The 26,252-nt window shown below is 68.0% G+C and carries 28 protein-coding genes; 16 read left to right on the top strand and 12 right to left on the bottom strand.

Going from position 1 to position 26,252, the window contains the following annotated elements:
• The first annotated feature begins 5 nt into the window (after positions 1 to 5).
• The gene (gene atpD, locus F464_RS0108135; protein WP_018989299.1) at positions 6 to 1,406 is read left to right on the top strand and encodes a F0F1 ATP synthase subunit beta; all 1,401 of its coding nucleotides are present in this window, start codon (positions 6 to 8) and stop codon (positions 1,404 to 1,406) included.
• A gap of 53 nt (positions 1,407 to 1,459) precedes the next feature.
• A complete protein-coding gene (locus F464_RS0108140) occupies positions 1,460 to 1,885 on the top strand; it encodes a F0F1 ATP synthase subunit epsilon (protein ID WP_026295844.1) in 426 nt (141 codons plus the stop codon).
• 158 nt (positions 1,886 to 2,043) lie between these two features.
• On the opposite strand, the gene F464_RS0108145 is transcribed toward F464_RS0108140, so the two are convergent.
• The 4 genes from F464_RS0108145 to F464_RS0108160 all read right to left on the bottom strand — a co-directional run bounded on the left by F464_RS0108145 (position 2,044) and on the right by F464_RS0108160 (position 4,757).
• Positions 2,044 to 2,643, bottom strand: a complete 600-nt coding sequence (locus F464_RS0108145; protein WP_018989301.1) for a ubiquinone biosynthesis accessory factor UbiJ — start codon at positions 2,641 to 2,643, stop codon at positions 2,044 to 2,046.
• Between the two features lie 29 nt (positions 2,644 to 2,672).
• A complete protein-coding gene (locus tag F464_RS0108150; protein WP_018989302.1) occupies positions 2,673 to 3,524 on the bottom strand; it encodes a Tim44 domain-containing protein in 852 nt (283 codons plus the stop codon).
• A 70-nt stretch (positions 3,525 to 3,594) separates the two neighbouring features.
• Entirely contained in the window at positions 3,595 to 4,332 is a 738-nt protein-coding gene (ubiE, locus tag F464_RS0108155) for a bifunctional demethylmenaquinone methyltransferase/2-methoxy-6-polyprenyl-1,4-benzoquinol methylase UbiE (RefSeq protein ID WP_018989303.1), read from the bottom strand.
• Between the two features lie 2 nt (positions 4,333 to 4,334).
• Positions 4,335 to 4,757 (bottom strand): gamma-butyrobetaine hydroxylase-like domain-containing protein, encoded by a 423-nt coding sequence (locus F464_RS0108160; protein ID WP_018989304.1) that lies wholly within the window; start codon positions 4,755 to 4,757, stop codon positions 4,335 to 4,337.
• A 159-nt stretch (positions 4,758 to 4,916) separates the two neighbouring features.
• Here F464_RS0108160 and phoB point away from each other — a divergent pair, with 159 nt between their 5' ends.
• Positions 4,917 to 5,621 carry a phosphate regulon transcriptional regulator PhoB gene (gene phoB, locus F464_RS0108165; protein WP_020614787.1) on the top strand — a complete coding sequence of 235 codons (705 nt, stop codon included), beginning with the start codon at positions 4,917 to 4,919 and terminating at the stop codon, positions 5,619 to 5,621.
• Positions 5,622 to 5,677: 56 nt separating this feature from the next.
• Positions 5,678 to 6,997, top strand: a complete 1,320-nt coding sequence (gene phoR / locus F464_RS0108170; protein WP_018989305.1) for a phosphate regulon sensor histidine kinase PhoR — start codon at positions 5,678 to 5,680, stop codon at positions 6,995 to 6,997.
• On the opposite strand, the gene F464_RS0108175 is transcribed toward phoR, so the two are convergent.
• From F464_RS0108175 to gatC, 7 genes are all read right to left on the bottom strand, one after another.
• Positions 6,939 to 8,579, bottom strand: coding sequence for a hypothetical protein (locus tag F464_RS0108175; protein WP_018989306.1), 1,641 nt, complete (start codon positions 8,577 to 8,579; stop codon positions 6,939 to 6,941). The two genes, phoR and F464_RS0108175, sit on opposite strands and share 59 nt — an antisense overlap.
• Positions 8,580 to 8,626: 47 nt before the next feature.
• Positions 8,627 to 9,049: an HIT family protein gene (locus F464_RS0108180; protein ID WP_018989307.1), complete on the bottom strand. Its 423-nt coding sequence runs from the start codon at positions 9,047 to 9,049 to the stop codon at positions 8,627 to 8,629.
• Between the two features lie 69 nt (positions 9,050 to 9,118).
• Entirely contained in the window at positions 9,119 to 9,940 is an 822-nt protein-coding gene (locus F464_RS0108185; protein ID WP_018989308.1) for a class II glutamine amidotransferase, read from the bottom strand.
• Between the two features lie 38 nt (positions 9,941 to 9,978).
• Positions 9,979 to 11,448, bottom strand: coding sequence for an Asp-tRNA(Asn)/Glu-tRNA(Gln) amidotransferase subunit GatB (gene gatB, locus F464_RS0108190; protein ID WP_018989309.1), 1,470 nt, complete (start codon positions 11,446 to 11,448; stop codon positions 9,979 to 9,981).
• A gap of 27 nt (positions 11,449 to 11,475) precedes the next feature.
• Entirely contained in the window at positions 11,476 to 12,012 is a 537-nt protein-coding gene (locus F464_RS0108195) for a hypothetical protein (RefSeq protein ID WP_018989310.1), read from the bottom strand.
• 7 nt (positions 12,013 to 12,019) lie between these two features.
• Positions 12,020 to 13,483 (bottom strand): Asp-tRNA(Asn)/Glu-tRNA(Gln) amidotransferase subunit GatA, encoded by a 1,464-nt coding sequence (gene gatA, locus F464_RS0108200; RefSeq protein ID WP_018989311.1) that lies wholly within the window; start codon positions 13,481 to 13,483, stop codon positions 12,020 to 12,022.
• A 3-nt stretch (positions 13,484 to 13,486) separates the two neighbouring features.
• Positions 13,487 to 13,774, bottom strand: coding sequence for an Asp-tRNA(Asn)/Glu-tRNA(Gln) amidotransferase subunit GatC (gene gatC / locus F464_RS0108205; protein WP_018989312.1), 288 nt, complete (start codon positions 13,772 to 13,774; stop codon positions 13,487 to 13,489).
• 119 nt (positions 13,775 to 13,893) lie between these two features.
• On the opposite strand from gatC, the gene F464_RS0108210 reads away from it, so the two are divergent.
• From F464_RS0108210 to lipA, 11 genes are all read left to right on the top strand, one after another.
• Positions 13,894 to 14,937 carry a rod shape-determining protein gene (locus F464_RS0108210; protein ID WP_018989313.1) on the top strand — a complete coding sequence of 348 codons (1,044 nt, stop codon included), beginning with the start codon at positions 13,894 to 13,896 and terminating at the stop codon, positions 14,935 to 14,937.
• Positions 14,938 to 14,994: 57 nt separating this feature from the next.
• Entirely contained in the window at positions 14,995 to 15,891 is an 897-nt protein-coding gene (gene mreC / locus F464_RS0108215; RefSeq protein WP_026295845.1) for a rod shape-determining protein MreC, read from the top strand.
• An 11-nt stretch (positions 15,892 to 15,902) separates the two neighbouring features.
• Positions 15,903 to 16,424 (top strand): rod shape-determining protein MreD, encoded by a 522-nt coding sequence (mreD, locus tag F464_RS0108220; protein WP_018989315.1) that lies wholly within the window; start codon positions 15,903 to 15,905, stop codon positions 16,422 to 16,424.
• A gap of 4 nt (positions 16,425 to 16,428) precedes the next feature.
• A complete protein-coding gene (mrdA, locus tag F464_RS0108225) occupies positions 16,429 to 18,417 on the top strand; it encodes a penicillin-binding protein 2 (protein ID WP_026295846.1) in 1,989 nt (662 codons plus the stop codon).
• Positions 18,414 to 19,556 carry a rod shape-determining protein RodA gene (gene rodA, locus F464_RS0108230; protein ID WP_018989317.1) on the top strand — a complete coding sequence of 381 codons (1,143 nt, stop codon included), beginning with the start codon at positions 18,414 to 18,416 and terminating at the stop codon, positions 19,554 to 19,556. Before mrdA ends, rodA begins: the two co-directional genes overlap by 4 nt.
• Before the next feature lie 16 nt (positions 19,557 to 19,572).
• Positions 19,573 to 20,571, top strand: coding sequence for a septal ring lytic transglycosylase RlpA family protein (locus tag F464_RS0108235; protein ID WP_018989318.1), 999 nt, complete (start codon positions 19,573 to 19,575; stop codon positions 20,569 to 20,571).
• Between the two features lie 134 nt (positions 20,572 to 20,705).
• On the top strand, positions 20,706 to 21,833 hold the full coding sequence (locus F464_RS0108240) for a D-alanyl-D-alanine carboxypeptidase family protein (RefSeq protein ID WP_018989319.1): 1,128 nt from the start codon (positions 20,706 to 20,708) through the stop codon (positions 21,831 to 21,833).
• A gap of 16 nt (positions 21,834 to 21,849) precedes the next feature.
• Positions 21,850 to 22,707, top strand: coding sequence for an aminotransferase class IV (locus F464_RS0108245; protein ID WP_018989320.1), 858 nt, complete (start codon positions 21,850 to 21,852; stop codon positions 22,705 to 22,707).
• Positions 22,708 to 22,759: 52 nt separating this feature from the next.
• A complete protein-coding gene (locus F464_RS0108250) occupies positions 22,760 to 22,972 on the top strand; it encodes a YbeD family protein (protein WP_408605228.1) in 213 nt (70 codons plus the stop codon).
• Positions 22,972 to 23,619 carry a lipoyl(octanoyl) transferase LipB gene (lipB, locus tag F464_RS0108255; RefSeq protein ID WP_018989322.1) on the top strand — a complete coding sequence of 216 codons (648 nt, stop codon included), beginning with the start codon at positions 22,972 to 22,974 and terminating at the stop codon, positions 23,617 to 23,619. Before F464_RS0108250 ends, lipB begins: the two co-directional genes overlap by 1 nt.
• Before the next feature lie 50 nt (positions 23,620 to 23,669).
• Complete coding sequence (gene lipA / locus F464_RS0108260; protein WP_018989323.1) at positions 23,670 to 24,617, top strand: lipoyl synthase; 948 nt, start codon at positions 23,670 to 23,672, stop codon at positions 24,615 to 24,617.
• A 170-nt stretch (positions 24,618 to 24,787) separates the two neighbouring features.
• Here the strand turns inward: lipA and dksA are convergent, their stop codons facing one another.
• Complete coding sequence (gene dksA / locus F464_RS0108265) at positions 24,788 to 25,219, bottom strand: RNA polymerase-binding protein DksA (protein ID WP_018989324.1); 432 nt, start codon at positions 25,217 to 25,219, stop codon at positions 24,788 to 24,790.
• 147 nt (positions 25,220 to 25,366) lie between these two features.
• Between dksA and F464_RS0108270 the strand changes: the two genes are divergently transcribed.
• Positions 25,367 to 26,050 carry a DUF4197 domain-containing protein gene (locus tag F464_RS0108270; RefSeq protein ID WP_018989325.1) on the top strand — a complete coding sequence of 228 codons (684 nt, stop codon included), beginning with the start codon at positions 25,367 to 25,369 and terminating at the stop codon, positions 26,048 to 26,050.
• The last annotated feature ends 202 nt before the right edge of the window (positions 26,051 to 26,252 follow it).

A 26,252-nucleotide genomic window follows, 5' to 3' on the forward strand; every position in this document is an offset into this window, starting at 1 on the left:
CGACGATGAGTCAAGGAACTATCGTTCAGTGCATCGGCGCCGTGGTGGATATCCAGTTCCCCCGCGAAGCCATGCCGAAGGTGTATGACGCGCTCAAGCTCGACAGCGCCACCGGTTCGTTCGCCGAAGACGGGCTGACCTTCGAGGTCCAGCAGCAGCTCGGCGACGGCGTGGTGCGTACCATTGCGCTCGGTTCGTCCGACGGCCTGCGCCGTGGTATGACCGTGACGGGCACCGGCAAGGCGATTTCGGTGCCGGTCGGTCACGGCACGCTGGGCCGCATCATGGACGTGCTGGGTCGCCCGATCGACGAAGCCGGCCCGATCGAGGCCGACGAACTGCGCCCGATCCACGCGAAAGCACCGAAGTTCGACGATCTGTCGCCTTCGGTCGACCTGCTCGAAACCGGCATCAAGGTTATCGACCTGGTGTGCCCGTTCGCGAAGGGCGGCAAGGTCGGCCTGTTCGGCGGCGCCGGCGTGGGCAAGACCGTGAACATGATGGAGCTGATCAACAACATCGCGAAGCAGCACTCGGGTCTGTCGGTGTTCGCAGGCGTGGGCGAGCGTACCCGTGAGGGCAACGACTTCTACCACGAGATGAAGGACTCCAACGTTCTGGACAAGGTTGCGATGGTGTTCGGTCAGATGAACGAACCCCCGGGCAACCGTCTGCGCGTCGCGCTGACCGGTCTGACGATGGCCGAGCGCTTCCGTGACGAAGGCCGCGACATCTTGTTCTTCGTGGACAACATCTACCGCTACACGCTGGCCGGTACCGAAGTGTCCGCGCTGCTGGGCCGGATGCCGTCCGCGGTGGGCTACCAGCCGACGCTGGCGGAAGAAATGGGCCGCCTGCAGGAGCGCATCACCTCGACCAAGGTCGGCTCGATCACCTCGATCCAGGCCGTTTACGTCCCTGCGGACGACTTGACCGACCCGTCGCCTGCAACGACCTTCCTGCACCTCGACTCGACCGTCGTGCTGTCGCGCGACATCGCCGCGCTGGGTATCTACCCCGCCGTCGATCCGCTCGACTCGACCTCGCGCCAGCTCGACCCGCTGGTCGTCGGCGAAGAGCACTACGGCGTGGCCCGCCAGGTGCAGATGACGCTGCAGCGCTACAAGGAACTTCGCGACATCATCGCGATTCTGGGCATGGACGAACTGTCGCCGGAAGACAAGCTGGCCGTGTCGCGTGCGCGGAAGATCCAGCGCTTCCTGTCGCAGCCCTTCCACGTCGCGGAAGTGTTCACCGGCTCGCCGGGCAAGTACGTGCCGCTGAAGGAGACGATCAAGGGCTTCAAGATGATCGTCAACGGCGAGTGCGATCACCTGCCGGAGCAGGCGTTCTACATGGTCGGTGGCATCGAAGAGGCCATCGAGAAGGCCAAGAAGCTCCAGTAATCTGGGTCGCCGCGCGGCAGCTCGCTGTCGCGCGGCCTTGAAAAGGAGTCAACATGGCAATGACGGTCCACGTGGACATCGTCAGCGCGGAAGAGCAGATCTTTTCCGGCCTGGCGGAGTTCGTTGCGCTTCCGGGCGAAGCGGGCGAACTCGGGATCCTGCCCGGCCACATGCCGCTGATGACCCGGATCAAGCCGGGCGCGGTGCGTGTGAAGGTGCCGGATCAGGCGGAAGAAGAGCTGGTGTTCGTCGCCGGCGGCATTCTCGAAGTTCAGCCGGGGCTGGTCACCGTTCTGGCGGACACCGCGATCCGGGGCAAGGATCTCGACGAGGCCAAGGCACTCGACGCCAAACGGTTGGCGGAAGAGGCGCTGCAGAACAAGTCGTCGGAGCTGGACTACGCGAAGGCCCAGGCAGAACTCGCCGAAGCAATCGCCCAGATCGCCGCGATCCAGAAGCTGCGCAAGCGCGGTCACTGATCGGCGTTCGCCGCTCCCGCGGCGAGCATGAAGCACGAAGGGCAGTCCTTGCGGACTGCCCTTTTAGTTTGTGCGGTACGGCTCAAGGATCGGGCTTGCGTCTCGGGCAAGGGCGGCCCCCGGGGCGGGGTGGCCCTGATGGGGGCAGTGCTGAGGATTCAGCGTCGTCCGCTGACCGAGACCCGGCCGACGCGCTTGTCGAGCCGTGCGAGATCGTCGCGCAGCGCGCGCAGTTCGTCGCCGAGGGCGGCGAGCGCGCCGCGGGTGACGAGGGCCTGCTGCTCTTCCGCGAGATATTCGGCGAGGTTGCCGGTGAGGCCGGCCCATGCGCGTTCGTGCATCCGCCGCAGGCTCCCGGCGCCCAGGACCATGCGGTGCGCGACGATGTCGCCGAACACGCGCGACAGGTCTTCTTCCGCATCCCAGCGCAGGTTGCGGAACAAGAAGCCGAGGGTGTCCGCGAGCTCGGCGTTGCCTTCGATGCGCACCGCGTTCATCGCCTTGTTGGCGTCGCCGCCGATGAGGCCGGGAAGGGCCGCGAGCGGCAGCGACAGCGTAACACCCGGCTCGGCGTCAGCCTCGGCGTCGACGAGGTAGCCGGCGCTGTCGATCGCGAGCAGCAGTTCGACAGGCTCGGCGTGCAGGCGCGCACAGCGGCCGGCGTGCGGGGCGAGGCGTTCGCGTGCCCAGTCGGCGCGTGCTAGAAGATGGTTGATGGCGGCGAGTGCGCCGCGGGTGCCGAAATTCAGTGCGGACATGTTCTCGATGGGGATGCGGCGGCGCGGAGTCAGGCGACTTGCTGGATACCGGCGACGACCCAGCCTCCCGAGCCGCCGAGCGGTTTGGTGAGGTGCCAGACTTCGTCGAAGGGCGCGGGCGCCGCGCCGGGCTCCTCACGCAACAGGCCGGTGAAGCGTACGCTGACGATGTAGCGTTGCGCCTCCTCTACGACCTCGAGGACCTGGGCGTTGAGCTCGACGACGTCGGTGCGTTGCGCGCTCATGCCGCGGTCGGCCATCTGCAGACGGATTTCGGCGTACATCTCGGGACTCGTGAATTCGCGGATGTCGTCGAGGTTGCCGGCGTCGTGGGCCGCTTGCAGGCGGATGAAATTGACCTTGGCCTGGCGGGCGAAGGCCTCGGCGTCGAAATCGTGCGGAAACGCGCGGGCGCCGGCACCTTCGTCGGCGCCAGAGAGGGCGGGAGCGGGCGAATCGGGTGTCGCTCCGCCGCCATGCACTGCACCGGCGTACTGCATACCCGGGGCGGCGCGCGATTCGTCCGCTCGGCGCGCAAGCATGCGGAACAGCGCGACCGCGGCGAATACGAGCAGGCCGATCATCACCAGGGAGCCAAACTCCTCGCTCAGGCCGAGGTGCGAGAACAGCGCGGCGAGGCCGAAACCGGCTGCGAGACCGGCGAGGGGGCCCATCCAGGAGCGTCGGGGCTGCGTCGTTGCGGTGGTGGGCTGCGAAGGCTGCGGCGCGGGCGTCGCGGACTGCCGGGGGGCCTGCTGCGGGCTGATCTGCCTTTGCATGCCCAAGCTGCTGCCACCGCCGAGGCGTCGCGCCTCGACGTCGGCGACGCCCAGGCCGAGGGTGAAGACGAGGGCGATGAGGGCGAGGACGGACTTCTTCATGGCTTGTGTCACTCCGTGGTGCGCGCGGTGCCGTCCCTCACGACGTGGCCGCGGCGGGCCGCGCCAGGGTTCAGACCTTGTAGCCGCGGTGCAGCGCGACGATGCCGGCGCTGAGGTTGAAGTAGTCGACCCGCTTGAAACCGACTTGTTCCATCAACGCCTTGAGTTCTTCCTGGGGCGGATGCATGCGGATCGACTCGGCGAGATAGCGGTAGCTGTCGGCGTCGCCGGCGACCTTCTGGCCCATCCACGGCAGGATCTTGAAGGAGTAGAGGTCGTAGGCGGGGGAAAGCGGTCCCCATACCTTCGAGAATTCGAGCACCAGCAGGCGGCCGCCCGGGCGCAGCACGCGGCGCATCTCGGCCAGCGCGGCGTCCTTGTGCGTCATGTTGCGCAGGCCGAAGGCGACGGTCACGCAGTCGAACCAGTTGTCGGGGAAGGGCAGCTTTTCCGCATTGCACTGCGCGACCGGCAGAGCGTAGCCGCGGTCGAGCACGCGGTCGCGGCCGACCGAGAGCATGGCGTGGTTGATGTCGGTGAGCCAGACTTGGCCCTCGCGTCCGACGCGTTTGGCGAAGGCGAGCGAGAGGTCGGCGGTGCCGCCGGCGACATCGAGCACGCGGTCGCCGCGGCCCACGCCGGAAATCTGGATCGTGAACGCCTTCCACAGCCGGTGCAGGCCGAAAGACATCAGGTCGTTCATGATGTCGTACTTGGTGGCGACCGAGGAGAAGACCTCGGCGACGCGGTGCTGCTTCTCGCCTTCGGCGACGGTCTGGAAGCCGAAGTGGGTGGTCTTGTCGTTCATGTTCAGTGCTTGTGGCCGCAGCCGTGCTTGGGCGCGGGCGGTGGGTTGTCGGCGGGGTCGCGGCTTGCCCCGGCCGCGGCAAGGCGGTCGAGGTACTCTTGCCACAGCGAGTCGTGCTGCGTGGCGAGCATGTGGAGGTAGTCCCAGGAATACAGGCCGCTGTCGTGGCCGTCGGAGAACACCAGCTTCACGGCGTAGTGGCCGACCGGCTCGACGTCGAGGAGTTCGACGTCGCGCTTGCCGACCTGCAGGGTTTCCTGCCCGGCGCCGTGGCCGCGGACTTCGGCGGACGGCGAATACACGCGCAGGTATTCGAAGGGCAGCGAGTACTGCTGCTCGTCGCCGAAGGCGATTTCAAGCACGCGCGACTTGCGGTGCAGCGTGAGTGCGGTGGGGATGGGGGTGTCGTCGTCGAGGCCGGCCATGCTTGCCCCTGCTTGCGGATGGAGGGGGTGTCAATCATACCCGAATCGGCGTCGCCCGTGCCCTGCGGTGCCGGGAAGGCGCTTGTTGCGGGATCGTGACCTGTCACAAAATCGTCAATTTCCTGCAATACACTGCGTGCCATGACATGGAGTGTGCATATGGCCGCGAACATCCTGCTTGTGGAAGACGAACCGGCGATCCAGGAACTGATTGCCGCCAACCTCGGACGTGCCGGGCATCATGTGGTGCGCGCCGGCGACGCGGAGACGGCGCAGCGCATCGTGCGCGACGCACTGCCGGACCTGGTGCTGCTCGACTGGATGCTGCCGGGGATGTCGGGCATCGAGCTGGCGCGCCGCTTGCGGGCGGACGAGCGCACGCGCGCGATCCCTATCATCATGCTGACGGCGCGCGGCGAGGAGCAGGACAAGGTCGCGGGCCTGGAGATGGGCGCGGACGATTACATCACCAAGCCCTTCAGCCCGCGCGAACTGGTCGCGCGCATCAAGGCGGTGCTCCGGCGGCGCGCACCGCAGGCGACGGAAGATGCCGTGGAGCTGGGCGGGTTGAGCCTCGATCCGGCGACGCACCGGGTCTTCGCCGGGGAGCAGCCGGTGACGCTGGGGCCGACGGAGTTCCGCCTGCTGCATTTTCTGATGACCCATCCCGAGCGCGTGCATTCGCGCGCGCAGCTGCTCGACCAGGTGTGGGGTGACCATGTCTTCGTCGAGGAGCGGACGGTGGATGTGCATGTGCGGCGCCTGCGCGCCGCGCTGGAGCCGGTCGGTCATGACGGGCTGATCCAGACCGTGCGCGGCAGCGGTTATCGGCTGTCCGCGCAGCCGGCCGTGGCCGGCGTGTAAGATTCCGGCCTGGCAGCCTCGAGCGGGAGTTCCTCATCAGACGGGAAGCACGATACGTGTGGGTGCAGGCCTTGCGCATGCTGGGCCTGGTGGCGCTGCTGGCGCTGATCGTAGGCGCGATCGGCGGCATGGTCGCGGCGTGGGCGATGGTGTTCGCGGGCCTGCTGGCGATGCTCGCCTGGCAGCTGCTGAACTTGCAGCGCCTGGTGGAATGGACGCATGCGCCGGTCGGGGCCCCGCTTCCACCCGGCGTCGGTATCTGGGCGCACATCTTCTACGACCTGGACCGGCGTTCGCGCGCATCGCTCGATCTGCGCGAGCGCCTGACGGACGCGCTGGACCGCTTCCACGAGGCGAGCCAGGCGATGCCCGACGGGGTGTTGTACCTGTCGGCGAACGGCCGCATCGAGTGGCTGAACCGCAAGTCGGAGCAGCACTTCGGCATCGACGGGCGGCGCGACCACGGGGTGCTCGTGACGACGCTGGTGCGCGAGCCGGAGTTCGTGCGTTTCCTGCAGGCGGGCGACTACGCCGAACCGCTGGTGCTGCATTCGACGCGCCGGGCCGGTCTCACGCTGCTGCTGCAGGTGGTGCCCTTCGGCGACGAGCAGAAGATGGTCGTGTCGCGTGACGTCAGCCAACTGGAGAAGTTGGAGACGATGCGGCGCGACTTCATCGCCAACGTGTCGCACGAGTTGCGCACGCCGCTGACGGTCGTGACGGGCTTCCTCGAGACGCTGATCGACGGTCGCGACGATTTCGCGCCCGAGGACGTGACGAACTTCCTGCAGCTCGCGCTGGACCAGTCGCTGCGCATGCAGACGCTGATCGAGGATCTGCTGACCCTTTCGGCGCTGGAGACGGGCGCGCCGGCGGCGGTCGAGCAGCGCGTGGATGTCGCCGCGCTGGTGCATAGCATCGCCGAGGACACGCGCCTGCTGTCCAACGGCCGGCACGAGATCGAGGCCGACATCGATGCGCGTGCGGGCTGTGCGACGCTGCTGGGCAGCGAGAAGGAGCTGCGCTCGGCGTTCGCGAACCTCGCCAGCAACGCGGTGCGCTACACGCCGTCCGGCGGGCGCATCCGCTTGAGCTGGACCTGCAGCGATGGCCGCGGGGAGTTCGCGGTCGAGGACAACGGTATCGGCATCGCCGCCGAGGACATCCCGCGCCTGACCGAGCGCTTCTATCGCGTCGACCGCGGACGCTCGCGCGAGACGGGCGGCACCGGCCTGGGGCTGGCGATCGTCAAGCACATCCTGTCGCGCCATCAGGCCGAGCTGCGCATCGTCAGCGAGCCCGGCGCGGGGAGCCGCTTCAGCGCGCGGTTCCCGGCTTCGCGCCTGAAGCCTGCGATTCCAGCGTCTCGTAGCTGACCTGCACGAAATCGGGGCCGCGCAGGATCGGTTTCGTGAGCCGCAGCTGGTAGCGCTCGGCGCCGTCGGCGACCTCGATGACCCGCTGCGGCTGGAACCATTTCGCGGGCAGGACAATCGACGCTCCCGCTTTCAGCGCCGGCGTGGGGGGCAGCAGGAAGGCTTCGAGGAAGGCTTCGTGCAGATTGCTCGAGAGGCCGAACGGGCGCACGGCGACGACCCGCGGCAGGCCGGAGAGTACCTGCACGCCCGCTTCCATGACGCCGTCGGCGCGATACATCAGCCAGCTGAGCTGAGCCAGCAGGAAGTGCTCGCCGTCGGGCGGGCGGATGCCGACGAGCTGATGGTGTTCGAGGCGATGCGTGTGGGGATCCTGGTACAGGCGGAAGCCGCTGACCGAATGATCCGCGACCTGCCAGTGTTCACAGCGGAAGCCGAGCCGTGTTGCCGCACGCAGACGCTCGTTCTCGTTCCAGCGCGGGTTGTGGGCGCGGGTGACGCGTTCGCCGAAGGTGAGCAGCGAGATGTCGCTGCGCAGGCTGCGCTGCGTCGCGTAGATCGGGGGCTGTTCGAAAGGCTTGCCGCTGACGTGGAAGGCGATCGACGGCCAGCCGACCGTGAGTTCGGCGCGCCCCTGCGTGCCGCGCCGTGGGAAACGTCGTCCCGCGGAAGCGAGACCCCAGGGGCGGTACAGCGACAGCAGCAGCCGTGCGCAGGCGTCGACGGGGCAATCGGCACCGAGCCCGAGTGAGGAGGGGGTGACGCCCTGCTTGAACTGCTTGAGTACGGCCTTGATCTGGCCAGCGAGCTTGCTGCCGTCGAAGCGGCGCAGCGCAGCGGATGGCCTGAGCACGCCGAGCGGGCGAAGGCCGTGGTCGGCGCCGAGGTCGAGTCCGTAGGCGGCCGGTTGCGGGCTTTCGCCGTCGGGCGCGCCGAGCAGCTCGCAGTAGGGGGCGAAGCGCTGTGCCCAGCGGCACACCCAGCCGAGGTCGCGCTCGCTGCGGCCGTAGGGGTTGGCGAGGTCGACGAGCAGCACGGCGACAAAGGCCTCGGCCGCACTTTGCGCCTTCCAGATGTCGTTGAGTGCGTCCGGGACGCGGCTGGTGGCGACGCCGAGCGCCTCGGCCGCGCAGAAGCTGTCATGCAGCGCGGTCCAGGTGCCGCGGGGGATCGAGCGGTGGGCCCGGAAGTATTCGAGCGGGACCATGCCCGCGTAGTGGATGCGCCGTTGCGCCAGCAGCGCGCCCTGGTCGGCGGGCAGGATCTCGGCACCGCTCGCGCGTGCGACGTGCTCGTAGGACCGGGCCATGGCCTGCCACAGCGCGACGACGCTGCGTAGCGTCTCGTTCTCGACGCTGTCGGGCGGCAGCGGATGGGCGGCGTAGCGGCTGGCCATCGCCGACTGGGCGAGAGCGATGTGCGGACGCGCCGCCTCGAGGATCGCGAGGTGCTGCTCGGGCGCCGGCGGCTTGCGCAGCAGCGCCGGCACCATCTCCGACAGGAGTCGGTGGGTCTCGTCGATGTTCAGCGGATGCAGCCTGTTCAGCAGCTCCAGGCACTCGACGGGATCGTGATAACCCATGGGTTCTCCGTTGTGCGTTCGGTCCGTGCGTGGCGGGCACGCAGGATTCATCCGGCGGTCTGTTCGGTGAGCATCGCGATCAGCGTCGCGGCGAGAGTTTCCACCGGCGGGGCCGCGCGCTGCGCGCCGGTGCGCTGCGGCGCGCTCCACACCGACTGCGGGAAATGGGCATCGTCGGCGAAGCGCGGGATCACGTGCCAATGGACGTGCGGGACCATGTTGCCGAGGCTCGCGAGGTTGATCTTGTCCGGGCGCATCAGCTGGCGCAGCGCGGCCTCGGTCGCAAGCACGACGTTGAGGAGGTGGCGCTGTTCGCCGGCGTTGAGGTCGGTCATTTCGGCGACGTGGTGGTTCCACACGACGCGGCAGAAGCCGGGATAGCCGGGTTCATCGACGAGGATGACGCGGCAGCTGCCGTCGCGCCAGACCAGGGTTTCGTTGGCAGCCTGACACAGCGGGCAATCGGTCACGGGTTTCCCCTTCGGAGCTATGGTGAAAATCGGACTTTAGCCTTTCGGCATGAAGCTGCGAAGTGAAATCTACACGCTGCCTGCGCCGGCGGCGGGATTGCCGGCGATGGTCGTCGCTTCGCCCAGCGATTCGATCGCGCCGTGGCGGAACGCGAGCAGGGTGCCGGGCGGGATCGGGTGCCACACCTCGTTGTCGGTCAGCGGCGCGGTCGCGATCACCGCGACGCGGTCGGCCGGGGTCGTGAGCCGGCTGAAGTCGACGCTGAGGTCCTGATCCGAGAGGTGCGCGGTCGCGAACGGTGCCTGGCGGACAATGTAGGTGAGCCGCGTCGAGCAATGGGCGAAGAGGTATTCGCCGTTCGACAGCAGGAAGTTGAACGGGCCGTGTGCGCCGATGCGGATCGCGAGGCGGCGCAGGGCCGCATGCAGCGCTTCGGGCGGGGGCGGGCCGTCGGGGAATTCGGCGGCGAGGTGCTGCAGGATGTCGCAGAACGCGGTTTCGGAGTCCGTGCTGCCGACCGGCAGGAAGCGGCCGTCGAAGTGCGGTGCGTAGTCGAGCAGGTTGCCGTTGTGCGCGAAGATCCAGTAGCTCCCCCACAGCTCGCGCTGGAAGGGGTGGGTGTTGTCGAGCGTGACGTGACCCTGCGTGGCCTTGCGGATGTGCGCGATGACGTTGAGCGAGCGGATCGGGTAGCTGCGCACCAGCTCCGCGACCGGCGACGAGGCGCTGGGCTGCGGGTCGAGGAAGACGCGCACGCCGCGTCCCTCGAAGAAGGCGATGCCCCAGCCGTCGGCGTGCACGTCGGTGGCGCCACCGCGCGCCTGGAAGCCGGCGAACGAGAAGCAGATGTCCGTCGGCACGTTGCAGTTCATTCCGAGGAGCTGGCACATCGCGCGTCCCCCGAGCGTGTTGCGGTGAATGGGTGGTTTCAGCCTTCCAGCTTGCGCTTCAGCAGTTCGTTCACCTGCGCCGGGTTGGCCTTGCCCTTGCTCGCCTTCATGACCTGGCCGACGAGCGCGTTGAAGGCCTTTTCCTTGCCGGCACGGAATTCCTCGACCGACTTCTGGTTTGCCGCGAGCACCTCGTCGATGATCGCCTCGATCGCGCCGGCGTCGTTGGTCTGGCGCAGGCCCTGGGCCTCGATGATGGCGTCCGCCGCATTGGCGCTCCCTCCGCCCTCGCCGTTCCACAGGGCTTCGAACACCTTCTTGCCGATGTTGTTGGAGATCGTGCCGTCGCCGATGCGGGCGATGAGGCCGGCGAGTTGCGCGGGCGAGACCGGGGAGGCGGAAGCGTCGAGTTCGGCCTTGTTCAGGCGCGCCGCGAGATCCCCCATGACCCAGTTCGCGCAGGGCTTGGCCAGCGCGACGCCGGCGGCGTCGACGGTGGCCTGGTAGAAGGCGGCGACTTCCTTCGACGCCGTGAGCGTCGTCGCGTCGTAGGCGGACAGACCCAGTTCGTCGATGAAACGCGCCTTCATCGCGTCCGGCAGTTCGGGCATCTCCGAAGCGACGCGGGCCTTCCACTCGGGCGAGATCACCAGCGGCAGGAGGTCCGGATCGGGGAAGTAGCGGTAGTCGTGGGCGTCTTCCTTCGAGCGCATCATGCGCGTCTCGCCGCTGTCGGGGTCGAACAGCACCGTCGCCTGCTGGATCTTGCCGCCGTCCTCGATGGTGTCGATCTGCCACTGCACCTCAAAGTCGATCGCCTGCTGCAGGAAGCGGAAGGAGTTCAGGTTCTTGATCTCGCGGCGCGTGCCGAGCGGCCCGCCCGGGCGGCGCACGGAAACGTTGGCGTCGCAGCGGAAGGAGCCTTCCTGCATGTTGCCGTCGCAGATGTCGATCCAGCGCACCAGCGCGTGCAGCGCGCGCGCGTAGGCGACGGCCTCGGCGGACGAGCGCATGTCGGGTTCGGAGACGATCTCGAGCAGCGGCGTGCCGGCGCGGTTGAGGTCTATGCCGCTCATGCCGTGGAAGTCCTCGTGCAGGCTCTTGCCGGCGTCTTCCTCGAGGTGGGCGCGGGTGAGCTGCACGGTCTTCTCGTACGCTTTGTCGCCCTCGCCGACGCGGATCGTGATTTCGCCGCCCTGCACCACCGGCAGCTCGAACTGGCTGATCTGGTAGCCCTTGGGGAGGTCGGGGTAGAAGTAGTTCTTGCGCGCGAACACGCTCTTCGGCGCGACGTTCGCGCCGATCGCCAGGCCGAAGCGGATTGCGCGCTCGACCGCGCCGCGGTTGAGCACCGGCAGTACGCCGGGCAGCGCGATGTCGACGGCGCAGGCCTGCACGTTGGGCGCGGCGCCGAAGGCGGTGCTGGCGCCGGAAAAGATCTTCGACGCGGTGTTGAGCTGGGCATGCACTTCCAGCCCGATGACGACTTCCCAATCCGATCTGCTCATATTCGTATCTCTGGTTTTCTCACGCGGTCAGGTGCACTGGCCGCTGGTCCGGTCCACGAGGATCGGCCATACGTATTCGAACGTGCCGCGGGTGCAGCGTTTCGCGCATTCGGAGAATGCCACGGTGACCTGTTCGCCCTGTTCCCACATGCGCACCGTGCAGCCGTCGCGGGCCTGCAGTTCGACGTGCGGCTCCTTGAGCACCTGCTTGAAGTCGGCGAGGTCGAACTGGCAGCTGCCGCGCTTGGGCACTTCGACCTTCGCGGCGAAGGCGCGCACTTCGGAGTAGCTGACGTCGAGCACGGCGCTGCCGCCGTAGCCGACTTCGTCCTTGAAGCGGCAGTCGGTCTTGATCGAGAGCGGACGCACCGGCATCGGTTTGAGCCGGCCGCGCTGCAGGGCGCGCGTGGGGGCGGCTTCGGCTGCGGCCTGCGCGGCGGATTGCGTCGATGAGGGCGCGGTCGCGGCGGGTTCGGCCTTGCGCTCGGGCGGCGTCGCGCAGGCGCCGAGCAGCAGGGCGGCGGCGAGCGCGGCGGCGCGGAGGGCGGGATGAAGGCGGCGCATGGGACGCTCAGGCCGGGCGGCGCAGGTGCCAGTCGGTCGCCTGCTGGTACTGGTGCGTGGTGGCGAGCAGGCGTGCTTCGCCGAAGTAGTCGCCGATGAGCTGCAGGCCGACCGGGAGATTCCCGGCGCCGAAGCCGCAGGGATGCGACAGGCCCGGCAGGCCGGCGAGATTCACGGCGATGGTGTAGATGTCCGACAGGTACATCTGCACCGGATCGTCGGTCTTCTCGCCGATCGCCCACGCGGTGGTCGGGCTGGTCGGGCCGGCGATCACGTCGCACTGCTGGAAGGCGGCCTGGAAGTCCTGCGCGATCAGGCGGCGCAGCTTCTGCGCCTGCAGGTAGTAGGCGTCGTAGTAGCCGTGCGACAGCACGTAGGTGCCGACCAGGATGCGGCGCTTCACTTCGGCGCCGAAGCCTTCGGCGCGGCTCTTCGCGTACATCTCGGCGAGGTCGCGGTACTCGGCGGCGCGGTGGCCGTAGCGCACGCCGTCGAAGCGCGACAGGTTGCTCGAGGCTTCGGCCGGGGCGATCACGTAGTAGGCGGGGATCGCGAGCTTCGCGTTCGGCAGGCTCACCTCGACGGTGCTCGCGCCGAGCCTGCGGTACTGCTCGAGCGCGGTCTCGACCGCGGCGCGCACGTCCCCGGCCATGCCTTCGGCGAAGAATTCGCGCGGCAGGCCGATGCGCAGGCCCGCGAGGGGCTTGTCGGAGGCGGGAGCGGCGATCTCGCGCGCGTAGTCCTCGGCGGGGCGCTCGAGGCTCGTGGAGTCGCGCTCGTCGAAGCCCGCCATCGCGGTGAGGAGCGCTGCGCAGTCGGCCGCGGACGCGCCGAAGGCGCCGCCCTGGTCGAGCGAGCTGGCGTAGGCGATCATGCCGTAGCGGCTGACGACGCCGTAGGTCGGTTTGATGCCGGTGATGCCGGTGTGGCCGGCGGGCTGGCGCACCGAGCCGCCGGTGTCGGTGCCGGTGGCGATGGGCGCGAGGCGCGCGGCGACCGCGGCAGCCGAGCCGCCCGAGGAGCCGCCCGGGATGCGGGTGGTGTCCCAGGGATTCTTCACCGGGCCGAAGTGCGAGTTCTCGTTCGACGAGCCCATCGCGAACTCGTCCATGTTGGTCTTGCCCAGGTTCACCGCGCCGGCGGCCTTGAGCAGCGAGACGACGTGGGCGTCATAGGGGCTGACGAAGGTCGACAGCATCTTCGAGCCGCAGGTCGTGAGCAGGCCTTCGGTGCAGAAGACGTCCTTGTGCGCGAGCGGGATGCCGGTGAGCGGGCCGGCGTTGCCGGCGGCGATGCGCGCGTCGGCGGCACGGGCGGCCTCGATCGCGCCGTCGCGGTCGACGGTGATGAAGGCGTTGAGCGTCGGGTTGTGCGCGGCGACGCGGTCGAGGAAGAGCGTCGCGAGCTCGACGCTGGAGATCCGCTTCGCATCGAGCGCGGTGCGCAGTTCGGTGAGGCTGGCGTTGATCATGGCTTACTCGATGACCTTCGGGACGAGGTAGAGGCCCGCTTCGGTCTGCGGGGCGACGCGCTGGAAGGCCTCGCGGCGGTCCGCTTCGGTCGCGACATCGGTACGCAGGCGCTGTGCGAGGTCCTGCGGATGGCTCATCGGTTCGACGCCGCGGGTATCGACCGCCTGCATCTGTTCGATCAGGCCGAAGATTCCGTTCAGTTTGGCGCGCGTGGCCTCGACGTCGCCGTCGGCGAGTTCGATGCGCGCGAGTCCGGCGATGCGCAGGACCTGTTCAGTGGTAAGCGACATGAGGAAACAAAACCCGCTTAAATCACAAAGATTTGTAGGTTATCATACTCGTTTGCCGCCAGTCCGGCCGGGCATCAGCCCCACCGCCCACCCTCCTCACCGGTTTCGGAATTTTCCGCATGTTTGGTTTCCTGCGTTCATATTTCTCCAACGATCTGGCCATTGACCTGGGTACCGCGAACACGCTGATCTACGTGCGCGGCAAGGGCATCGTGCTCGACGAGCCGTCCGTCGTCGCGATCCGTACCGAGGGCGGGCCCAACGCCAAGCGCACGATCCAGGCGGTCGGCCATGCGGCGAAGCAGATGCTGGGCAAGACGCCGGGCAACATCACGGCGATCCGCCCGATGAAGGACGGCGTGATCGCCGACTTCGTCGTGACCGAGCAGATGATCAAGCAGTTCATCAAGAAGGTGCACGACTCGCGCATGTTCTCGCCGAGCCCGCGCATCATCATCTGCGTGCCCTGCGGCTCGACCCAGGTCGAGCGCCGTGCGATCCGCGACGCGGCCCTCGCCGCGGGCGCGTCGCAGGTGTACCTGATCGAGGAGCCGATGGCGGCGGCGATCGGCGCCGGGCTGCCGGTGTCGGATGCGACCGGCTCGATGGTCGTGGATATCGGCGGCGGCACCACCGAGGTCGGCGTGATCTCGCTCGGCGGCATGGTGTATGCGGGTTCCGTGCGCGTGGGCGGCGACAAGTTCGACGACTCGATCGTCAACTACATCCGCCGCAACTACGGCATGCTGATCGGCGACACGACGGCCGAGAACATCAAGAAGCAGATCGGTTCGGCCTTCCCGGGTTCGGAGGTGCGTGAAATGGAAGTGAAGGGGCGCAACCTCGCCGAAGGTATCCCGCGCAGCTTCACGATCTCGTCGAACGAGATCCTCGAGGCGCTGACCGAGCCGCTGAACCAGATCGTTTCGGCGGTGAAGATCGCCCTCGAACAGACCCCGCCCGAACTGGGTGCCGACATCGCCGACCGCGGCATGGTGCTGACCGGCGGCGGCGCGCTGCTGCGCGACCTCGATCGCCTGTTGATGGAAGAGACCGGCCTGCCGGTGATCGTCGCGGAGGAGCCGCTGACCTGCGTCGCGCGCGGCTGCGGCATGGCGCTGGAGAAGATGGACAAGCTCGGGTCCATCTTCGCGTCCGAGTAAGTCGCGTTGCTGCGGTCGGCTTCCGGGCCTGCCGCGCTCCGCCGCACACGGCTCACGATGTCCCTCGCCGGCCATCCGTCTCCACCCATCTTCAGGCAGGGACCCACGCCGCTCGTGCGGCTGCTGGTGCTCGTGTCGGTGTGCCTGGCGATGCTGGTCGCCGACCTGAAATTCCGCTACCTGGAAGTGGTGCGCCAGGCGCTGTCGGTGGCGACCTGGCCGCTGCAGATGGCGGCTGCGGCGCCGGCGGATCTGGTGCGCAATGCGGCGGTGTATTTCGGCACCCTCGTCGAGGTGCAGAAGGACAACTCGGCGCTGCGCGGCCGCGAACTGGAAGCGGCGCAGCGTCTGCTGCGCTTCGACCAGCTCGAGGAGGAGAACCGCAGACTGCGCGGGCTTCTCGGCATGGGGGCGTCGGTCGCGGCCAGGAGCGTCGCCGCGGAAATCCTTTACGACGCGCCGGACCCGTTCGACCGCAAGGTGATTCTCAACCGCGGCAGCCAGCAGGGCGTCGAGGCCGGCATGGCGGTCGTCAATGAGCAGGGCATGATCGGCCAGGTCACGCGCGTGTATCCGGTGCAGGCTGAGGTCACGCTGCTCACCGACAAGGATCAGGCCGTTCCGGTGCAGGTCGCGCGCAACGGGCTGCGCGGCGTGCTCGCCGGTGCGGGTCAGGGCCGGCTGGAACTGCGCTTCACGCTGTCGGGCGCCGACGTGCGCGTGGGGGACCGGCTCGTGACCTCGGGTCTCGACGGCCTGTTTCTCGCCGGGCTGCCGGTGGCCGACGTCGTCAGCGTCGACCGCGACGCGCAGACGTTCGCCGTGATCGTGTGCGAGCCGGTCGCGGGCGTCGAGCGCACGACCCAGGTGCTGTTGCTCGGACGCGCCGAACCGCCGCCCCCGCGTCCGGCTCCGGTGCCCGAACCGGAGCCGCGCAAGGGCCGCAAGGGTTAAGGAAACCATTCATGCAGCCGACCCACCGCTCGAGTCGCATCCTGCTACCGGCCAAAACCTGGTTCGCCTACCTGAGCCTGCTGGTTGCGCTCGCGCTGAGCTACATCCCGACCGGGCTGACGCCCGGCGTGCCGGACTGGGTCGCGCTGGTGTTGGCCTTCTGGTCGATCCGCGAGCCGCTGCGCGTCGGCATGGGCGCGGGCTTCCTGTTCGGTGTGCTGGTCGACATCGGCCACGGCGCCGCAATGGGGCAGTATGCCCTCGCCTACGTCGTGCTGTGCTACCTGGCGTCGGCGGTGTCGCGGCGCGTGCTGTGGTTCGGGCCGATGCAGCAGGCGCTGCAGATGTTCCCGCTGCTGCTGCTGACACAAGTGATCATGGTCATCGTGCGCGTCCTGGCAGGGGCCGAGTTCCCCGGGTGGTGGTACTTCCTGTCCAGCCTCACGAGCGCGGCGCTGTGGGTGCCGCTCAACTATCTGTTGCTGCTGCCGCAGTACCAGCCGGTGGACCGGGACGATAACCGGCCGATCTGAACCCATGATGGAATTCCGTACCCCCGACGAGGAACTGGGGCGCTTTCGCCGCCGCGTCCTGATCGCGGGCATCTTCATCGCCGTGTGCTTCGGCCTGCTGGTCGCGCGCTTCTGGTTCCTGCAGGTCGTGCGCTACGACTACTACCACACTCGTGCCGAGGACAACCGCATCGCGCTGCTGCCCATCGTGCCGGGGCGCGGTTCGATCACGGACCGCAACGGCGTGCCGCTCGCGCGCAACTACGCGGCCTACACGCTGGAGATTACGCCCTCGCGCGCGCGCGATCTCGAGGCGACGATAGACGGGCTGGCGGAGATCATCGAGATCGATGCGCGCGACCGCCGCCGCTTCAAGAAGCTGCTCGACGAGAGCAAGAACTTCGAGAGCGTGCCGATCCGCACGCGCCTGACCGAGGAGGAGGTGGCGCGGGTGATCGCGCGACGCTACCAGTTCCCCGGGGTCGAGGTGCAGGCGCGCCTGTTCCGCGACTACCCGCAGGGCGAGCTCGCATCGCACGTGGTCGGCTACATCGGCCGCATCAACCAGCGCGACCGCGAACGCATCGAGGAGTCGGGCGACGACGCGAACTACCGTGGTTCCGAATACATAGGCAAGAGCGGCCTGGAGTTGAGCTACGAGGCGGCGCTGCACGGCATCACCGGTGCCGAGCAGGTCGAGGTGAATGCGGGCGGCCGTGCGGTGCGTCAGCTCGCGCGTACGCCCGGCCTCGCCGGCAACGACCTGGAGCTTACGCTGGACATCGAGATGCAGAAGGTCGCCGAGGCCGCCTTCGGCAAGCGACGCGGCGCGCTCGTCGCGATCGAGCCGGCCACCGGTGGCGTGCTGGCGCTGGTATCCAAGCCCGGGTATGACCCCAACCTCTTCGTCGACGGTATCTCGACCGAGGACTGGAAGTCGCTCAACGAATCGCCCGACCACCCGCTCGTGAACCGTGCGATCTTCAGTGCCTACCCGCCCGGCTCGACCTTCAAGCCCTTCATGGCGATGGCGGGCCTGTCGGCGGGCAAGCGCACGATCACGCAGACGATCGCCGATCCGGGCTACTTCATGTTCGGTGGCCACCGTTTCATGGACGACAAACCCGGCGGCCACGGCATGGTCGACCTGCCGAAATCCATCGTCGTGTCGTGCAACACCTACTATTACCAGCTCGCCAACGATCTCGGCATCGACGGCATCGCGAACTTCATGCGCCCCTTCGGCTTCGGGTCGCGCTCCGGCATCGACGTGCCCGGCGAGGCCGAAGGCGTGCTGCCGACGCCGGAATGGAAGAAGAAGCGCTTCCGCAACAAGGAGCACCAGAAGTGGTTCGGCGGCGAGACGATCTCGGTCGGTATCGGCCAGGGCTACAACGCCTACACGCCGCTGCAGATGGCCAATGCGGTCGCCGCGCTGGTCAATGACGGCAAGGTGTTCCGGCCGCACGTCGTGCGCAACGTGGTGAATCCGGTGAGCGGCGAGCGCCGCGCCGTCGAGCCCGAACCGATCCGCACCATCCCGTTCAAGCCCGAGCACGCTGCCGCGGTGCGTCAGGCGATGGTGGACGTGATCCGGGCCGGCACGGGCGCGCGCGCCTTCGCGGGCGCGCCCTACCTGGCCGGCGGCAAGACCGGTACGGCGCAGGTGTTCTCGCTGCGCGGCCAGCGCTACGTCGAGGGGCGCGTGAGCGAGCGCCTGCGCGACCATTCGTGGTTCATCGCGTACGCACCGGCCGACAAGCCGACGATCGCACTGGCGGTGCTGGTCGAGAACGGCGGTTTCGGCGCGCAGTCGGCGGCGCCGATTGCACGCCAGGTGATCGACTTCCACCTGCTCGGCAAGCGCCGTGACCAGCCGGCCGGCGAGGATGTCGATGCCGGCGACGAGGGCGACGAGCATGCGGGCCACCCGCATGCGGGCGCGAATGCAGCGGCTGCGCAACCCGCACTGCCCGATGCGGGTGGACACGACGGCGAGGCTCGTTCCGAATGACCGACACGCGATTCCACCCACGCGAACTGCTGCGCGGCTTCCTGCGCCCGATCGACCCGCCGTTGCTGCTGCTGCTCGGCCTGCTCCTCGCCTACGCCTTCGTCGTGATGATGAGCGCGTCGCCCGAGCGCGTCGCATCCTTGCAGGTGAATACTGCCGTCGCGCTCGCGGCGATGTGGGCGACGGCGCGCCTGCCCGCCCAGCGCCTGCTGAGCCTTGCGCTGCCGCTGTACGCCGTCGGCGTGCTGCTTCTGGTCGCGGTGGATCTCTTCGGCGAGACTTCGAAAGGGGCGACGCGCTGGCTCAACATCGGCGTGACGCGCATCCAGCCGTCGGAAATCATGAAGATCGCGATGCCGCTGATGCTCGCGTGGTACTTCCAGCAGCGCGAGGGCCAGATCGGCCTGCGCGAGTTCATCGTCGCGGGCCTGCTGCTAGTGATCCCGGTCGGCCTGATCATGGCGCAGCCCGATCTCGGTACGGCGGTGCTGGTGACCGCCGCGGGCGTCTACATAATCTATTTCGCCGGGCTGTCGTGGAAGCTGATCGTGCCGGTCGTCGCCGTCGGCGCGATCGGCATCGTCGCGATCGTCGGCTTCGGCGACCACATCTGCCAGCCGGGCGTCGAATGGCCGGGTCTGCGCGAATACCAGAAGCACCGCGTATGCACGCTGCTCGACCCGACGCAGGATCCCCTCGGCAAGGGCTTCCACATCATCCAGTCGACGATCGCGATCGGCTCGGGCGGGGTGCTCGGCAAGGGCTGGATGGGCGGCACGCAGACCCACCTCGCCTTCCTGCCCGAGCGCCACACCGATTTCATCTTCTCGGTGCTCTCCGAGGAGTTCGGGCTGACAGGCATCGTCGTGCTGCTGACGATCTACGTGCTGCTGCTGCTGCGCGGCTTCTACATCGCGGCGATGGCGCCGACGCTTGCGACGCGCCTGCTCGGCGGAGCCATCACGATGATTTTCTTCACCTATGCTTTCGTTAATATGGGCATGGTCAGCGGTATCCTGCCGGTGGTGGGGGTGCCGCTGCCCTTCATCAGCTATGGCGGAACCGCGCTCGTCACGCTGTGTCTCGGGATCGGGATACTGATGAGCATCCAGCGCAGCCGCGTGCTCGCGCAGGCGTGATTACGGAGACTGACCGATGCCGACGCATACCCTGCAAGCCGGCCCGTCCGGGTACAAACTGCTGTTCGCGGGACTGATCGCGGCCGCGCTGGCACTGGCCGGCTGCAGCACGACGCCGCCGGTGGCGGGTACAGCCGCGACCCAGGCCCAGCCGGTGCCGGGCAAGAGTGCGGTCGTGCAGAAGCGTGGTGGTGCCTACTACAAGGACGACGGCCCGGGCGACAACCCGCCTGCGAACCTCGACGACATCCCCGACGCGCAGCCGCGCGCGGAGCCGCTGCACCGTTTTGCCAACCGCCCCTACAACGTGTTCGGCGCGGACTACGTGCCGGCGACGGCCGTGATGCCCTTCCGCCAGCTCGGCCGCGCGAGCTGGTACGGCAAGCGCTTCCACGGCCAGCCGACCTCCAGCGGTGAGCCCTACGACATGTACGCGATGACCGGTGCCCACCCGACGCTGCCGATCCCGAGCTACGCACGCGTCACGCACCGCGCGAGCGGACGCTCGGTGGTCGTGCGCATCAACGACCGCGGGCCCTTCCACAAGGGCCGTATCATGGACCTCTCGTATGCCGCCGCGCATCGCCTGGGCTACGCGAACGTCGGCAGCGCCGAGGTCGAGGTCGAGGCCATCATCCCCGACGGCGTCGAGCTGATCGCGACCGAGAAGCCGATCCCGCCGCTGCCCGGGCGCAAGCCCGCTGCGCTCGTGCCGCCGTCCTCGCCCGTCGAGCCGCCCGTGCAGCTCGCGATGGCCGAGCCCACTACGCTCACGGACGCAACGCGCGGCATCTTCCTGCAGCTCGGCGCGTTTTCCTCCGCCGCGAGCGCGGAAGGTTTTCGCGGCATGGTGCGCGACGCCTTCGCGGAGCATGCCGACCGCCTTGAAGTCCTCGCCGATGGCAAGCGCTATCGCCTGCATCTCGGGCCTTTCGCGTCGGTGACGGAAGCGAAGGGCGAGGCCGAACGCATCGCGCGCGAACTGAAATTCCGCCCCTTCGTCGTTACGCGCTGATGCAATCTGAACCAATTGCGGCATGCGCCGGTCTCCTGTCGGGGACCGGGCAAGGCTCTATAATCAACTCTTTTGCCCCGGCCCCGAGGCTCACCCGCCTCTGACTGCCCACCGTTACCCGCCAGCCGACCCTCATGCGCTTCCTCGTTGCCCTGCTGTTTGCCGTCATTTCCTTCGCAGTTTCCGCCCAGAACATCCCGCCCCCCACGCTCGCCGCCCGTAGCTGGCTGTTGATGGATCAGGCCTCCGGTCAGGTGCTCGCCTCGCGCGAGCCCGACACGCGCATCGAGCCCGCGTCGCTGACCAAGCTGATGACGGCCTACCTGACCTTCGCGGCGCTGAAGAGCGGCAGCATCAAGCTCGAACAGACCGTGCCGGTGTCGGAGAAGGCCTGGCGCATGGAAGGCTCGCGCATGTTCATCCAGCCCGACAAGCCGGTCACGGTCGGTGAGCTCGTTCAGGGCATGATCATCCAGTCGGGCAACGACGCCTGCGTCGCGCTTTCCGAGCTGATCGCCGGCAGCGAGGAATCCTTCGCGCACCTGATGAACCGCGAGGCGCAGCGCCTGGGCATGAAGAACACCAGTTTCATGAATTCGTCCGGCCTGCCCGACCCCAACCACTACACCACCGCGCGCGACCTGTCGCTGCTCGCGTCGGCGATTTCGCGCGACTTTCCCGAGTACTACCACTACTACTCGCAGAAGGAGTACACCTACAACAAGATCACCCAGCCGAACCGCAACCGTCTGCTGTGGCTCGATCCGACCGTCGACGGCCTGAAGACCGGCCACACGGCGAACGCCGGCTACTGCCTGATTGCGTCGGCCCTGCGCGGCCCGCGCCGCCTCGTGTCCGTCGTGCTGGGCACCGACTCGGACACCATCCGTGCGCAGGAATCGCTCAAGCTGCTGAACTACGGCTTCCAGTTCTTCGACACCGCCAAGCTGTATTCGGCGAACCAGGAACTGTCGCGTTTCCGCGTGTGGAAGGGCGAGAAGAACGATCTGCCGGTCGGTTTCCTCAACGATTTCGTGATCTCCCTGCCCAAGGGCCAGGCGGAGAAGGTCCAGAGCCAGCTCACCAGCCAGCAGCCGGTCGTCGCGCCGCTGCAGAAGGGCCAGCAGGTCGGCACGCTGCACCTCACGCTCGACGGCCAGCCGATCGGCGAATACCCGGTCGTCGCGCTGCAGGACGTTCCCGTCGCCGGCTTCTTCGGCCGCCTGTGGGATACCATCGTGATGTGGATCAAGAGCCTGTAAGACTTCCGAGGCGCTCATGAGTATCTGTTATCTCGACGGCAGCTATCAGCCGCTGACCGATGCGCGCATCTCGCCGATGGACCGCGGCTTCCTCTTCGGCGATGGCGCCTACGAGGTGATTCCGGTGTATTCGCGCCGCCCCTTCCGCATCGCCGAACACATCGCGCGCCTCGGGCACACGCTGGATGCGGTGCGCATCCCGAATCCGCATACCGCCGCGGAATGGGACGCGATCGTGCGCGAGCTCGTCGCACGCAACGCCTGGGTGGACCAGTCGATCTACCTGCACGTGTCGCGCGGTCCGGACGAGCGGCGCAACCACGCCTTCCCGGCCGTGATGCGCCCGACGGTGTTCCTGATGAGCGAGGCCCTCGTGACGCCCTCGGCGGAAGTGCTGGCGGGCGGCGTCGCAGCCGTGAGCGCGGCCGATTTCCGCTGGGCGCGCTGCGACCTCAAGACGACCGCGCTGCTGGCGAACTGCCTGCTGCGCCAGGTCGCGGTCGACAAGGGCTGCGCCGAGACGGTGCTGTTCCGCGACGGCTTCCTCACCGAAGGCGCGGCCTCCAACATCTTCATCGTGCGCGACGGCGTGATGCTCGCGCCGCCCAAGAGCCACCTGATGCTGCCCGGCATCACCTACGACGTGGTGCTGGAACTGGCGGCCACGCACGGCCTCGAACATGGGGTGCGCGAGATCCTCGAGGACGAGGTGCGCACGGCCGACGAAGTGTGGCTCACCTCGTCCACGAAGGAAGTGCTCGCGATCACCAGCCTGGACGGACGTCCCGTCGGCGACGGCAGGCCCGGCCCGGTGGGGCGCGAGATGTATGCCTGGTACCAGGAATTCAAGAACACGGTGATGCGCGTTGGCTGACCAGAACCCGGAAACCCTCCTCGAATTTCCCTGCGATTTCCCGATCAAGATCATGGGCGCGCGCGTGGATGAGTTCGCGCAGGTCGTCGTGGACGTCGTGCGCAGGCACGCGCCGGAGTTCGACCCCGCGACGGTGCAGATGCGCCCGTCGAGCAAGGGCAACTACATTTCCCTGACCTGCACCGTCCGCGCCGCGTCGAAGGCGCAGCTCGATGCGCTGTACCGCGAGCTGTCGGCCCATCCGCTGGTGAAGGTGGTCCTGTAGTGCAGGCGGTCGGGAGCCTGCCGCTGGTCGTGCGCCGGCTCGGCTTCGTCGAGTACGAGCCGGCCTGGGCGGCGATGCGGGCGTTTACCGACGCGCGCACCCCCGAGACGCCCGACGAGCTGTGGCTGCTGGAGCACCCGCCGGTGTTCACGCTCGGTCAGGCCGGCAAGCCCGAGCACCTGCTGCGCGAGACCGGCATCCCGCTCGTGAAGATCGACCGCGGCGGGCAGATCACCTACCACGGCCCCGGCCAGATCGTCGTGTACCTGATGATCGACCTGCACCGCCGCCATCTCAAGGTGCGCGAGATGGTCACGCTGATGGAGCAGGCGCTGATCGACTGCCTCGCCGACTACGGGCTCGCGGCCGAGCGCAAGGACGGCGCGCCGGGCGTGTACATCGCCGGCGAGAAGATCGCGGCGCTGGGCCTGCGCGTCAGGAACGGCTGCAGCTACCACGGCCTCGCGCTCAACGTCGATGCCGACCTCGCGCCGTTCTCGGCGATCAACCCCTGCGGCTACGAGGGGCTGAAGACGATCAGGATGAAGGATTTCGGCGTGACCGACGGCGTCGCGGAAGTGGGGGAGCGTCTGCTTGCCCACCTCGGGCGCCTGCTCGCACACCGCCCGGCCGCCGACAGGCCATAATGCAGCGGGCGCCACAAGCGCCCGTGACCCCGAAGAGACGAGAGAATCGAATGAATACCGAGAACCGCAAGCAGCGTGGCGCCGACAAGACCGCGCGCATCCCGATCAAGATCGTGCCCGCCGAGCGCTTGAAGAAGCCCGAGTGGATCCGCATCAAGCTGGGCGCCGGCCAGGAAGCCGAGCGCTTCAACGAGATCAAGGCGACGCTGCGCGACCACAAGCTGCACACGGTGTGCGAGGAAGCCTCCTGTCCGAACATCCACGAATGCTTCGGCAAGGGCACGGCGACCTTCATGATCATGGGCGACATCTGCACGCGCCGCTGCCCGTTCTGCGACGTCGGCCACGGTCGTCCCGAGCCGCTCAACGGCGACGAGCCGAAGGATCTCGCAGCGACGATCGCCGCGATGCGCCTCAACTACGTCGTGATCACCAGCGTCGACCGCGACGACCTGCGCGACGGCGGCGCCCAGCACTTCGTCGAATGCATCCGCGAGACGCGCGCCGCGTCGCCGAAGACCGCGATCGAGGTGCTGGTGCCGGACTTCCGCGGCCGCATGGAGATCGCGCTGGAGATCTTCGACCAGGCGCCGCCCGACGTGCTGAACCACAACCTCGAGACCGTGCCGCGCCTGTACAAGCAGGCCCGTCCGGGCGCGGATTACGCGTATTCGCTGAAGCTGCTGAAGGAGTTCAAGGCGCGCCACCCGGAGGTGCCGACGAAGTCCGGCCTGATGGTGGGCCTGGGCGAGACCGACGAGGAGATCCTCGAGGTGATGCGCGACCTGCGCGCGCACGACGTCGAGATGCTGACGATCGGGCAGTACCTGCAGCCCTCGACCGGCCACCTGCCGGTGCTGCGCTACGTGCACCCGGACACCTTCAAGATGTTCGAGACCGAAGCGCTGAAGATGGGCTTCAAGAACGCCGCCTGCGGCCCGATGGTGCGTTCGAGCTACTGGGCGGACCAGCAGGCCCACGGCGCGGGCGTCGTCTGAGCCCGGAACGCCGCCGGAACACAGGACATAGGGCGGGATGAAATCCCGCCGTCACGGTTGAGGACGGTGCCGATGCGGCGGGATTTCATCCCGCCCTGCGCGGCTTTATTGCCGGCTGTCGGTGCGACGGGGCGCGAGCGGGAGGAAGGCCGCCAGCCACGCCCTTCCCTTCAGCGGAAGAGGCGCTCCTCGCGCTCGTGGCGCTCCTGCTCCTCGATGCTCAGCGTCGCGGTCGGGCGCGCGAGCAGGCGGCCGACGCCGATCGGTTCGCCGCTGACCTCGCAGTAGCCGTAGCTGCCGTCCTCGACGCGGCGCAACGCGGCCTCCACCTTGTGCAGCAGCTTCAGTTCGCGGTCGCGGATGCGCTGTTCCAGCACCTGTTCCTCTTCCTGCGTCGCGCGGTCGGCCTCGTCCGGGGTGGCCACGGTCTCGCGCAGGTGCGAGCGGGTTTCCTCGCTGTTTTCGCGCAGCTCGGCCTGCAGGTGGAGCAGGCGCTGGCGGAAGAATTCGAGCTGCGCGGCGTTCATGTAGTCGTCCGCCGGCATAGCCAGCAGTTCGGCTTCCGAGAGTGTGCCGTTGCGTGTGGCAGTCGCCGTCATCATGAGTTCTCCGTGTTGCCACCCCTTGCACCACAGTGCCTCGGGGTCATGTCCATTAATGAAAAAAGGGTAACTCCGGCACGCGCACGATACCCGTCGCGGGGGTATGCTCACGGGCGCCTCGAGTGAAACCCGTCCCTGGAGACCATCATGCGTTGCATTCTGCGAGCTTTCGCCCTGCTTGTCATCTGTGTGCCGGCTTGGGCGGCCGGACTGGGGAACATCACCGACTCCGAGGCCTCAGGCGGCCTGCGCGAGGCGCTGACGCAGGGTGCCGGGCGCGCGGTGGAGATGCTGGGCCGCAAGGACGGCTTCCTCGCCAACAAGAAGGTGAAGATCCCGCTGCCCGACGGGCTCGCGCAGGTCGAGCCGGTGATGCGCATGGCCGGGCGCGGCAAGGACTTCGACAAGCTCGTGACGACGATGAACCGCGCGGCCGAGGCGGCGGTCCCCGAGGCGAAGACGCTGCTGGTCGACGCGGTCAAGCAGATGTCGGTCGAGGATGCACGCGGAATCCTGACCGGTGGCGATGACTCGGCAACGCGCTATTTCAAGTCGAAGACGCAGTCGCGCCTCGCGGAGAAGTTCCTGCCCATCGTCAAGGAGAGCACCGACCGCCTCGCGCTGGCCGGGCAGTACAACAAGCTCGCGGGCCAGGCGGCGGGCTTCGGCCTGGTGAAGAACGAGGACGCGCAGATCGAGAACTACGTGACGCGCAAGGCGCTCGACGGGCTGTACCTGATGATCGCCGAGGAGGAGAAGGCGATCCGCAGGAACCCGGTGCAGGCGGCGGGTTCGCTGGCGCAGAAGGTGTTCGGGCTGCTGGGGCAGTAGGGAGACCCTTGGTGGGAGCGGCTTCAGCCGCGAATCGGCGCATGAGCAGCCCTGCGGGCTGATTCGCGGCTGAAGCCGCTCCCACAAGAGCCCCCTTGCGACCGGGGCGGCGTGTTGTAACCGGGCCGAAGCTCGGGAAGCCTTGCGGTAAAATCCGGGTTCGCGCCGCCTGCGGGCGGCGCTGCCATTTCCGTTCCGCCCG

This window comes from Aromatoleum toluclasticum ATCC 700605, from assembly GCF_000378245.1.
Taxonomy (GTDB): Bacteria; Pseudomonadota; Gammaproteobacteria; order Burkholderiales; family Rhodocyclaceae; genus Aromatoleum; species Aromatoleum toluclasticum.